This is a genomic window from Klenkia taihuensis (genome assembly GCF_900112525.1).
Lineage (GTDB): Bacteria > Actinomycetota > Actinomycetes > Mycobacteriales > Geodermatophilaceae > Klenkia > Klenkia taihuensis.
On sequence record NZ_FOMD01000003.1, the window covers coordinates 758,584 to 769,951 of the forward strand.

At 74.7% G+C, this 11,368-nt stretch carries 9 protein-coding genes and 1 pseudogene; 3 read left to right on the forward strand and 7 right to left on the reverse strand.

The genetic code is table 11. The features are described 5' to 3' along the window. Positions 1-49: 49 nt before the first annotated feature. A pseudogene (locus BM158_RS15805) lies at positions 50-1,038 on the reverse strand (anti-sigma factor RsbA family regulatory protein). 135 nt (positions 1,039-1,173) lie between these two features. Then, positions 1,174-3,291, reverse strand: a complete 2,118-nt coding sequence (locus BM158_RS15810) for a SpoIIE family protein phosphatase (protein WP_229827369.1) — start codon at positions 3,289-3,291, stop codon at positions 1,174-1,176. Between the two features lie 354 nt (positions 3,292-3,645). On the opposite strand from BM158_RS15810, the gene BM158_RS15815 reads away from it, so the two are divergent. The 3 genes from BM158_RS15815 (at position 3,646) to BM158_RS15825 (ending at position 6,223) form a co-directional block, all read left to right on the forward strand. Then, positions 3,646-4,590, forward strand: coding sequence for a bacteriorhodopsin (locus BM158_RS15815; RefSeq protein ID WP_229827368.1), 945 nt, complete (start codon positions 3,646-3,648; stop codon positions 4,588-4,590). 228 nt (positions 4,591-4,818) lie between these two features. Then, complete coding sequence (locus tag BM158_RS15820; protein WP_091561024.1) at positions 4,819-5,982, forward strand: EAL domain-containing protein; 1,164 nt, start codon at positions 4,819-4,821, stop codon at positions 5,980-5,982. 64 nt (positions 5,983-6,046) lie between these two features. Then, positions 6,047-6,223, forward strand: a complete 177-nt coding sequence (locus BM158_RS15825) for a DUF1059 domain-containing protein (RefSeq protein ID WP_091561028.1) — start codon at positions 6,047-6,049, stop codon at positions 6,221-6,223. A 406-nt stretch (positions 6,224-6,629) separates the two neighbouring features. On the opposite strand, the gene BM158_RS15830 is transcribed toward BM158_RS15825, so the two are convergent. The 5 genes from BM158_RS15830 to BM158_RS15850 all read right to left on the reverse strand — a co-directional run. Then, positions 6,630-7,250, reverse strand: coding sequence for a serine hydrolase (locus BM158_RS15830; RefSeq protein ID WP_091561031.1), 621 nt, complete (start codon positions 7,248-7,250; stop codon positions 6,630-6,632). Between the two features lie 6 nt (positions 7,251-7,256). After that, positions 7,257-7,481 carry a hypothetical protein gene (locus tag BM158_RS15835; protein ID WP_091561035.1) on the reverse strand — a complete coding sequence of 75 codons (225 nt, stop codon included), beginning with the start codon at positions 7,479-7,481 and terminating at the stop codon, positions 7,257-7,259. A gap of 38 nt (positions 7,482-7,519) precedes the next feature. Continuing rightward, complete coding sequence (locus BM158_RS15840) at positions 7,520-8,248, reverse strand: response regulator transcription factor (RefSeq protein ID WP_091561038.1); 729 nt, start codon at positions 8,246-8,248, stop codon at positions 7,520-7,522. A 152-nt stretch (positions 8,249-8,400) separates the two neighbouring features. Continuing rightward, positions 8,401-10,488: an ArnT family glycosyltransferase gene (locus tag BM158_RS15845; RefSeq protein ID WP_091561042.1), complete on the reverse strand. Its 2,088-nt coding sequence runs from the start codon at positions 10,486-10,488 to the stop codon at positions 8,401-8,403. Further along, positions 10,485-11,368: GtrA family protein (locus BM158_RS15850; RefSeq protein ID WP_091561044.1), on the reverse strand; the 884-nt coding region annotated here is incomplete at its 5' end. The genes BM158_RS15845 and BM158_RS15850, both read right to left, overlap by 4 nt.

An 11,368-nucleotide genomic window follows, 5' to 3' on the forward strand; every position in this document is an offset into this window, starting at 1 on the left:
CCCTCCGGGCCTTCCTACCGCACCCGCGGTCTCCCCCGGCGACCTCCGCTCAGCGCAGGCTGGTGGACAACCGGACGCGGACGCCGTGGTCGTCGCGGCGGATGACGACGTGGTCGCACAGTTGCCGGGCCAGCCACAGCCCCATCCCGCCGTGGGACAGGTCCTCCCCGTGCGCGGGTCCGTAGCCGGCGAACGGGTCGTCCAGGCCGGTGCCGGAGTCGCGGATGGTGCACACGACCCGGTCGTCGCCGACCCACAGCCGCAGGCCTGCCGGTGGCCGGCCGTGCCGCACGGCGTTGGAGGTCATCTCGTCGACCGCCAGGAGGAAGTCCTCCAGCACCTCCCGCGGCCCCGCCAGGCTCCCCAGGAGCCCGCGGACGGCGTGGCGCAGGCCGGCGTAGTCGCTGATGTCGTCGTCGACCAGCAGCGGAGGCGTGTCCTCGAGCGGCTCGTCGGGGACCGGCAACGCCCGCAGGTAGGTGGCGGGGTCGGCGAAGTCGGCGTTGGCGGAGCGGCCCGAGGTGGTGACCAGCTGCGGGTGCGTCCGCTGGACCGATGCCAGGACCGGCTCGGGGAGGGCCGCGTCGAAGACGCACAGGCCCCACAGCGGGAAGGGCGCGAAGGCGTCGTTGATGACGGCCTCGTAGGCCTGCCACTCCCGCCAGTCGGCCGGGGCGGTGCCGTAGTCGGTCTCCCCCACACCCGGACCCGCCGACCCGGCGCTGCGTGCTCCTCGGCGAACCGGCGGAAGGCCGTGATCGCCGTCGGCGTGCGCGCCCGGTAGAGGGCGTGCCGCTCGACCACCATCACCCGGGGGTCGCCGCCGGTGGCGTCCCGCAGGACCTCGGTGACCCCGGGTCCGGCCGCGACCAGGGCGGCATCCCCGGCGGACAGGCCCTCCAGCAGCCACGGAGCGGCCACGGCGGCGAGCTGTTCCGCGTCCTCGTAGACCAGGGCGTCGTGGCGGAAGCCCGGTGCACCGCGGTCACCGGTGGCGCTGCGGTCGACGTGCGACGGCGGGTGGTCCAGGTGCGGCACCGTCCATCCTCACTGCCTGCGGCTCGGTGCGGGCCGACCAGGAGGCGGAACGGCTCCGCCCGGTACTACCCCGGTCGGTGACGGATGAGTCCTCGGCGCACCACCCGGCACCGCCGGTGTGGCCCGGGAGGCCGGTCACGGCTCGTCCGGGACGGGGTCGGGCAGCCGCCGGGGTCCCGCCTCGGCGGGGCGGGGCCGGTCCTGCCGGTGCAGGCGGATGGCGACCAGGGCGACGTCGTCGTCGGGGTGCCCGTCGACCAGCCGGTGCACGACGGCGTCGCAGAGTTCTCGCAGCGGCAGGTGCGCCAGCTCGGCCACGGCCGCGCGCAGCCGCTCGATGCCGGTGTCCAGGTCGGAGTCGCGGCGCTCCACCAGCCCGTCGGTGTAGAGCAGCACGGTGGCGCCGCGTTCGAGGACGGTCACGGTGTCGGTCCGGGACGTGTCCTCGTCGACACCCAGCAGCATCTCGGCCCGCCACTCGGGGATGGGCGCGACGTGGCCGTCTGCGTCGATGACCAGCGGGGGCAGGTGCCCGGCGTTGGACCAGCGCAGGCGGGTCACGCCTCGTCCGCGCTCCTCGAGGTCCTGCTCCAACCGGGCGACGACGGCGGTGGCCATGGTGCGCAGGTCCAGCTGCGCCAGGGCCCGGTCCACCCGCCGCAGGACACCGGCGGGGGTGACGGAGTCGTCGGAGGCCGCGATCCCGCGCAGCATGCTGCGCAGCTGGCCCATGGCAGCGGCCGCGGCGGTGTCGTGGCCGGCGACGTCGCCGATGACCAGCACGGTGGCCCCGTCGGGCTGCATGAACGCGTCGTACCAGTCCCCGCCGACCGCGGCCGAAGCGGTGGCGGGGAGGTAGCGGACGACGATCTCGGAGTGGTCGGGTTCGGGTGGGGCGGTGAGGAAGCTGCGCTGCAGGTGCACGGCCAGGTCGCGCTGCTGCCTGTACAGGCGGGCGTTGTCCAGCGCCAGACCCGCCCGCGCCGCGACCTCGGTGGCCGACGCCAGGTCCAGTGGCCCTGCCCCGCCGCGGTCCGGGCCGTTGAACAGCGACAGCAGGCCGACCGTGCGCCCCCTCCCCCGCAGCGGCAGCGCGACGAAGGACCCCGGGGCGAGCTCGGTGATCAGGTCCTGCGCCGGGCCCTCCACCAGGACCGCACGGATGGCTGCCGTGGCGTCGCGCTCGACGACCACCGGCTGCCCGGACCGTAGGGCGCGGAAGACGAAGGCCTGGTCCCGCAGCGAGGAGATCCTGACTTGCCCGTAGGCGTCCAGCAGGGGCCGCGCGGCCTCGTCCCGGTGCCACCAGCCGACGTCCCGCACTCCCCGGCGGGAATCGGGGGTGAAGGTGTCGTCGACGAGGGTGACGATGCAGAAGTCGGCCAGCTCCGGGACGACGAGTCGGGCCAGCAGGGCGACGGCGTGGTCGGCCTGCATGGTGCCGGTCAACTGCTCGGTCACCGCGGCCTGCAGTGCCTGGCGTGCTCGGGCCGCCTCGGCCTGCTGCTGGTCGTGGTGGCGGTCGGTGACGTCGAGGAAGTACACCGACAGCCCGTCGGGGGTGGGCCAGGCGTTGACCTCGTACCAGCCGTCCAGCGGCGGGGGGTAGTAGGCGGGGAAGGTGACCGGCCGCCCGGTGACCACGGCGCGCCGGTAGCTGTCCTCGAACTCCGAGCCGACGGTGGCCGGGAACTCCTCCCAGATCACCCGGCCCAGCAGGTCGTCGCGGCTGCGGAGCAGGACCCTCTCGGCGGAGGCGTTCAGGTGGGTGAAACGCCACTGCCGGTCCAGGGAGTAGAAGCCGGCCGGCATCGTCTCCAGCACCCGCCCCACGGCCTGCTCGCTGTCCCGCTGGCTGGTGATGTCGTAGGCCGCGCCCAGCAGCCGGACCGGTCGCCCGTCGGCGTCGCACAGCCGGCGACCGCGCGCGGACACCCACCGGGTGTCCCCGCTGGGCAGCACCACCCGGTAGACCGAGGCGAAGTCGACGCCGGTGTCGATCGCGGCCCGCAGGTCCGCGGCCACGCGGTCCAGGTCGTCGGGGTGCAGGCGGTCGTTGAACCCGGTGATGGTGCTGCTGAAGGTTCCGGGGTCGTAGCCGAACATCTCGATCAGCCGGTCGTCCCAGTCCAGCCGCCCGGACACGAGGTCCCAGTCGAAGGTGCCGATGCCCGCGGCGCCGATGGCCAGCTCACCACGGAGCAGCTCGGCCTCGCGCGCATCGACGGGCATGCGCTCCGCGGCGTCGTCCACGTCGTCCTCTCTGCAGGTGGTCCCGGCAGCCCATCATCCGTGACCGGTCCAGCGGTGCATGATCCCCGCCCACCTGCGCAGCCGGGTGGAGGCCCGCTGGTCCGGTCCGTCGCGGGGTGCCACCACGCCCCGGTGATCGGTCGGGCGGTCCCGCAGGGCCTACCACCCCGGACGACGCTGCACCCCTGGACCCGAGCGGGCGCCCGCCGGGGACGGCCGGTTGGGACTCCCCCGCGCGGGTAGTCGCCTGCCGCGCCCAACCAGTGCGCCCCTGCTGAACCGGCCCCGTCGTCGGCTGCAGCCGCTGGTCGGGGTCCGTGCCGACCGGCGGTCGACCTCCCCCTGGAGACCTCCGTGCCCTTCGACACGCCCGCACCCGAGCTGCAGACCCTGACCACGGGTCAGTACGACCTGGTCTCCTACGCGATCGCCGGCGCCTGCTTCGCGCTGTTCGCCTACTTCCTCCACTCCTGGCGCTCCGCCTCGGAGGTGGGCGTGCGGTACCGGCCCGCGGTGCTGGCCGGCATGTGCATCGCCGGCGTGGCGACCGCCTCCTACGTCGTCCTGGTCATCAGGTGGGACACCGGCTTCACCCTCTCCGACGGCGTCTACGTCCCCGGCGAACCGGCCCGGGCCACGCTCTACCCCCGCTACACCGACTGGACGGTCACCGTGCCGCTGCTCACCGCCGAGCTGCTGGCCGTCTGCTCCCTGGCCGGCGCCCGCGCCCGCAGGACCCGGTTCACCACCATGGCCGCCGCGTTCCTGATGATCGTCACCGGCTTCCTCGGCTCCCAGGTCGTCGCCCAGGGCCGCTCCACCAGCGGCCTGGTGGTCTGGGGGGTCATCTCCTCGGTCTTCTACCTCTACCTCTACCTCGCCCTCGTCGGCGCCGTCCGGGCCTCGCGGTCCTCGATGTCGCCGGAGGCGTTCACCAGCCTGCGCAACGCCAGCATCGTGCTGCTGGGCACCTTCGGGGTGTACCCCCTGGTCTACGCCGTCCCGGTGTTCGTCGACGTCACCCCGTCCTGGTTCGTCGGCATGCAGCTGGCCTACTCCGCCGCCGACGTGCTGGCCAAGGTCGGCTTCGGCGTGCTCATCCACAAGGTCGCCAAGCTGCGCACCGCCGAGGACGTCACCGCCGGCACCGACACCCACCCCGAGAGCATCTGGGTCTCCCACGAGCACCGCAGCACCGGCGTCCAGCCCGAGCTCCAGGGCATCGGCGCCCCCGGCGCAGCCGGGGGTCAGCAGCCCGGCGCAGGCCGCACCCCGGCTCGCGGCGCCACCCGGCGCTGAGGTGCTGCTGACCCCGGGGCGCCCCGTCGCCGCCCGCACCGTCCCCCACGCCTCGTCGTCGCCCGGACGGACCGCCGCCGCCCCGCACGCACGTGGTGCGCCGACCAGCGCTGATCGACCTCGCTGCTGCTGTGCGCACGCCCCGGACGCCAGCCGCGCCTCACCCGGCGGGGGCACCTCGTGGTCCACCGACTGGAACCGGGACCGGCTCGCGCCGACCTCCAGTGCATGAGCGTCCCCCTCGCGGCTCCCGCTGCACCCGCCGACGTTGACTGGGCGGCCGAGCTGGACCGCCTGGTCACCGACCCGGGTGCGCTGCGGCTGGTGTTCCAGCCCATCGTGGACGTCGCCCGCGGCGTCGTCGCCGGCTACGAGACCCTCGCCCGGTTCACCGCAGCCGACGGCTCACCCAGCCCGGCCACCCCCGACCGCTGGTTCGCCGCCGCCGACGCCGCCGGGATGGGCGCCCGCGTCGAGGCCATGGTCGTCCGACGGTGCCTGCAGCTGCGCCCCGACCTGCCGCCCAACTGCTTCCTCACCGTCAACGTCAGCCCGCACCTGCTGCCCGAGCCGGAACTGGCCGACCTGCTGCTGTCCGCCGGGGACCTGGCCCCGCTGGTGCTCGAGCTCACCGAGCACCAGGACGTCGCCGACCTGCGACCGCTGCTGGACGTGCAGGACCGGCTGCGCGACCGCGGGGCGTTGATGGCCCTGGACGACGCCGGCTCCGGGTACTCCGGGCTGCAGCAGCTGACCGCCGTCCGGCCGCAGCTGATCAAGCTCGACCGAGCCCTGGTGTCCGACGCCGACCGCGACCCGGTCAAGCTCGCGCTGGCCCAGCTGCTGGGCGAGTTCGGCGCCCGCATCGACGCCTGGCTGCTGGCCGAGGGCGTGGAGACCTGGGGCGAGATGGAGGCCTTCTCCCGCCTCGGCGTCCCGCTGGCCCAGGGCTTCCTGCTCGGCCGGCCGGCCCCGCCCTGGACCACCCTGGACCCGTCGGTCGCCGCGCGCCTGCGCCAGGTGCACCTGCGCGGGCAGCTGCACGAGAACGTCGCCGGCCTGCTCGAACGCGTCCCGCTGGTTCCCGACGGCGCGCCTGCGCCCGGTACCGACGTCGCCGTCCGCGTCGACGCCCACGGCCACCCCGTCCAGCTGCTGCTGCCGTTGCGGCGGGCCCACGACGCCGTCGGCCACCGCACCGCACCGGTGTCCCTGCGGGTACCGGCGTCCGCCGGCACCGCCGAACTGGCCCGCCGGGTCGCCACCCGACCGGCGGACACCCGCTTCGACCCCGTCGTGTGCGTCGACGACATCGGTGCCGTCATCGGGATCGTCCGCGTCGAGCACCTGCTGACCCGCCTGGCCGAGCAGCACGACAGCGCGCAGCGCTGAGCACCCACAGACCCCTCGCGGAGACCCCACGAGGTCCGGCACGACCCAAGAAGGAGCAGTCCCGATGAAGAGCTTCGCCTGCGGGGACGTCGTCCCCGGCTGCGGCCGCACGTTCACCGCCACCGACGACGACGCGATCCTCGCCCAGGTCGCCGCCCACGCCGAGCTCGACCACGGCCTCACCGAGGTCCCTCCGGCCCTCGTCGCGCAGGTCCGTCAGCGCATCACCGCCGCCGCGTGAGCGCGGCGGCCGGGTCGTCCCCTCGCCGCACCGGCTGGGAGGACGGCCCGGTTCGGGCGACCCGCCCGTGACCGGGTTCTCACCCGTCGGGTGATCGGGTGTGGACCTGCGACCTGTCGACCCCGATCGTCCGCGTGCGGTGGTCGTCTGCGGCCCGCGTCGCTCCACCGGTTGCTGCACGGACATCGGGGACCCGAGGACCGCCCGGCTGCACAGCGCCGGGCGGCCCCCTCGGGATGTGGTGCGGGGCCCGCCACCCCACGTCAGGCCACGGCGTCCGGGGTGGATCGGTGGGTGACCACGGAGCGAACGCAGGTGGACGGACTTCGGCGGTCCGAGGAGTGCAGGATCTGCAGCCGCACCACCACGACGAGCGGGGTCAGCGAGCCGGGGCGGGCCCGCCCCCTCAGGTGCCGCTGAGCACAGCGGCTGCGGCGGCGTCGAGCGCGGTGCCCGCCTCGGTCCAGCTGGTCGACTCGGGGAAGGTGCCGAGCAGGACGACCACCGTCCCGTCCGCCATCAGCCCGGCGGAGTGCAGCCACCGCGTGTCGTCCAGGCAGCACATCCATCCCTGCTTGGCCGCGACCTGGTCGAGGTCCAGGGAGAGCAGCCCGAAGGTCTGGTCGAACCCGTCCGCAGCGGTGGCGGTGATGGACTGCAGCCAGCCGGTGAGCAGGTCCGCACCGCTGTCGGTGAGGGAGCCGGCGTAGGTGGCCAGGACGGTGGCGTAGTCGGCTGCGGTGGTGGTGGTCTGCCCCCACTGCCCGGCCTCCGTCGGCGGTGCGGTCCCGGTCAGGTCGAAGGTGTCCACGGCGCTCTTAACCAGTGCGTCGCCGTCGAACCCGACCCACAGCTGGTTCATCGCGTCGTCGTCCGAGGCCTCGATCGCGGCCTGCATCAGCTGTAGGTCTCCGGAGGTGAGGACCAGCTCCCCGGCCTCGGCCTGCACCAGGATCTGGTGCACCACCAGCAGCTTGACGAGGGACGCCGTGTACACCGGCGTCGTCGCGTCGGCGGAGGCCAGCACGGTGCCTCAGTCGTCGTCGAGCACCGTCACCGCGACGGAGCCGCCCGCGGCGGCGGCGATCTGCTCGGCCTCGGCCAGGACGTCGGTCGAACCGGCACCGGAGGTGTCCGAGGCGGTCATCGCCCTGCCGTCGAGCGAGCTGACCGCGGCCACGGTGACCAGGGAGCTCCCCGCGTCGCCGACCGGGACCGTCAGGGCGCCGGCCAGGACGACCAGCGGGGCGAGGCCCACGAGCAGACGGCGGCGGAGACTGCCGGCCGCGCGGGCCGTCACGGCCGCCCGGGCCGCAGCACGTAGCCGGCGCCGCGCAGCGTGTGGATCATCGGGGCACGCCCGACGTCGATCTTGCGGCGCAGGCAGGAGATGGAGAGCTCCACCACGTTGCCCTGGCCGCCGACGTCGTAGGACCAGACGCGGTCCAGGATCAGGACCTTCGACAGCACCCGCCCGGGGTGGCGCATCAGGAACCGCAGCAGCTCGAACTCGGTCGCGGTGAGGACGACGTCGTCCCCGCCGCGCGTGACCTCGTGCGTCTCCTCGTCCAGGACCAGGTCCCCGACGACCAGCAGCCCGTCCTCGAGCCCCCGGAGAGTGCGTCGTACCAGGCTGCGCAGCCGGGCGGTCACCTCCTCCAGGACGAAGGGCTTGGTGACGTAGTCGTCGCCGCCGGCGGCCAGCCCGGCGACGCGGTCCTCGACGGCGTCCTTGGCGGTCAGGAAGATCACCGGGACGTGCGGCAGGTCCGCGCGCAGTCGGGCCAGGACCTGCAGGCCGTCCATGTCGGGCAGCATCACGTCCAGGAGGACCGCGTCCGGCCGGGTCTCCCGGGCCGCCCGCAGGGCCTCGGCGCCGTCGGCGGCGGTCGTGACGTCCCAGCCCTCGTACCGGAGGGCGAGGTGGAGCAGCTCGACGATGGAGGGTTCGTCGTCGACGACGAGCACCCGCAACGGACTGCCGTCCGGTCGGGCGAGCTGGTCGGAGGGAGCGGTGGCGTCCATGGTGGCCAACCTGCCCGCGCTCACTGCGCGCCCGCCGTGGACGGCCCAGGGGCTGGTTGTGCCTCTCGGTGAACCCCCGGTCCCGAGCCGCGCAGCAGGAGACGGGCCGTCCGTCGTGGACGGCCCGCCTCCTGTGCCGGGCCCGGACGGCGTCAGGCCTGCGGCGCGGTGAGGTCGTAGAGGGTGACACCGTCGACGGTGGTCGAGGTGAAGGTCTCCTCGACCCAGGCCGCGATCTCCGACGAGGTGGACGAGCCGCTGCCGCCCGTGCCCCCGGCCCCCCCGCCGGCGATGAACCAGTGGATCTCGCCGTCGGCGACGTACTGCTGGAACTCCGCCAGGGTCGGCGAGGGATCAGTCCCGTTGAAGCCCCCGATCGCCATGACGGGTTGCTCCGTGGCCAGCTGGTAGCCGGCCGCGCTCTGCGACCCGACGGCGGCTGCGACCCAGGTGTAGGACGAAGCGTCCTCCGACAGCGCTGCGACCACCTCGGTGCCGGGGTCGGCAGCGTCGAGCAGGCCGCTCATCCCGCCACCCGTGCCGTCGGTGCCGCGGCCCGCACCGCCCTGGCCACCGGGTCCCGCACCGGTCGGGGCCTGGCCGCCGGGTCCCGCACCGGTCGGGGCCTGGCCGCCGGGTCCGGCACCGGCCGGGGCCTGGCCACCGGGTACGCCCTGTCCCCCGCCGGGCGCGCCCTGTCCCCCGGGGAACCCGGCCCCGCCGCCACCGCCCGGGAACCCGGAGCCGCCGGCCACCGTCGGTCCGGCGGTGACGATCGACCCGGTGTGCGCCGTCCCTGCCGTCTGCGCGGCGTAGGCCGCCGGACCGGCGAGTGCGGCGACGACGGCCAGGCCCAGCACGCCGCCGACGACGGCCCGCCGCGCCCGGTGCACTACGAGCAGGCCCAGCGCAGCCAGCAGGGAGGCGCCCAGCACGACCGGCGCCAGCCACGGCAGGAAGTCCGCCGACCGGCCCAGCAGCACCCACGCCCACACCCCGGTGCCGGCCGCGGTGGCCGCGAGGACGCCCCGGGCCCACCTGGACCCGCGTCGGGACCACACCAGCGACCCCCCGATGCCGACGGTCGCGGCGACCGCCGGGGCGAGGGCGACGGTGTAGTAGGCGTGGAAGATGCCGGCCATGAAGGAGAAGGTCAGCCCGGTGACCAGCAGCCAGCTGACCCACACCAGCAGCGCCGACCGGCGGGCGTCGGCGCGCGTTGCCCGTCCGACGACCACCAGCCCGGCGACGGCGAGCACCAGCGCGGCGGGCAGCAGCCAGGCGATCTGACCGCCCTGCTCGGCGTCGAACATCCGGCCCAGGCCCGTGGCGCCCCACCCGCCGCCTGCCCCGCCGCCGACCGACCCGGTCTCGTCGCCGGTGAGGCGACCCAGGCCGTTGTAGCCCCAGATGAGCTCCCACACCGAGTTGGTCTGCGAGCCGCCGATGTAGGGGCGGTACTCCGCGGGCACCAGCTCGACGACGGCGACCCACCAGCCGCCGGCCACGACCATGGCCAGCCCGGCGAGGAGCAGGTCGACTACCCGCCTGCGGAAGGTCGTGGGAGCACAGGCGAGCCAGACCAGGGCGAAGCCGGGGACGACCAGGAACGCCTGGAGGGTCTTGGTCAGGAACGCGAAGCCGATCAGGACCCCGACGCCGACCAGCGTGGCCCGCCGCCCGGACTGCAGTGCTCGGGTCAGGAGGTAGGCCGCCAGCGTGAGCAGCAGGACCAGCAGGGCGTCGGGGTTGTCGAACCGGAACATGAGGACCGCGACCGGGGTCAGCGCCATGGCCGTCCCGGCGAGCAGGCCCGCCCCGGCCCCGGCGACCCGGCGCACGGCCAGGTACACCACGCCCACGGTGGCCACGCCCATCAGCGCCTGCGGCACCAGCAGCGACCAGGAGCTGAGCCCGAACAGCCGCACGGCGATCTCCATGACCCACAGCGATGCCGGCGGCTTGTCCACCGTGATGGAGTTGGCCGCGTCGGAGGAGCCGTAGAAGAACGCCGTCCAGCTCTCCGAGCCCGCCTGCACCGCGGCGGCGTAGAAGGCGTTGGCCCAGCCGGAGGCCGACAGGTCCCACAGGTACAGCAGACCGGTGGCGGCCAGCAGGGTCAGCAGCGAGGGCCGCACCCACCGCGGGTCGCCGGCCGGTCCGCGCCGCAGGCGGGTCCACGGGCGGGGCGCGGGGCGCTCGGTGCGCAGAGGGGTCGGGGCATCCGCGAGGGCGGTCATCGAGTGGTCTCCAGATCGAGGTGGGCGGTGAGGACGGGCGTGGTGGTACGGCTGCGGAAGACCCAGTGGCGAAGGAGGAGGAACCGCAGGACGGTCGCCGCCGCGTTGGCCGCAACCAGGACGGTGAGCTCCACCCCGGTGCCGGGGTCGGAGATGGTGGCGTGCAGCAGGCCGAGGCTGCCGCTGGTCAGCACCAGGCCGAGGGCGAACACCAGCAGGCCCTGGCCCTGGGCGAGGACGGCGCCGTCCCGCCCGCGCCGGCCGAAGGTGAAGCGCCGGTTCGCGGCGGTGTTGGCCACCGCCGTGACCAGCAGCGCCACCAGGTTCGCGGCCTGCGCGTCCAGGCCCGCCCGGAGCAGCGCGAAGAGGGCGAGGTAGGCCAGGGTGGAGACCGCGCCGATGGCGGCGAAGCGGACCAGCTGGCCGACCAGGCCGTGGGGGACGCCGTCGAGGGTGGGTTCGACGAGGGGGCCGCGGCCGATCTGGGCGCGCAGGTCGGCCAGGGGCAGCCGGCCGGTGGTGAAGGCCCGCCACATGCGCACGATGCCGGCGAGGTCGGCGCGGGCGGTGGAGACGATGTGCACCCGGCTGTCGGGGTCGTCGACCCAGTCCACGGGTACCTCGGCGATGCGCAGCCCGGCGCGCTCGGCGAGGACGAGCAGTTCGGTGTCGAAGAACCAGCCGGTGTCCTCGACCAGGGGGAGCAGGCGGGCGGCGACGTCGGCACTGATGGCCTTGAAGCCGCACTGGGCGTCGGAGACGTGGGTGGCCAGGGTGCCGCGCAGCAGCAGGTTGTAGCTGCGGGAGATGAACTCGCGCTTGGCCCCGCGCACCACGCGGGAGGAGCCGGCCAGCCGGGTGCCGATGGCCAGGTCGGAGT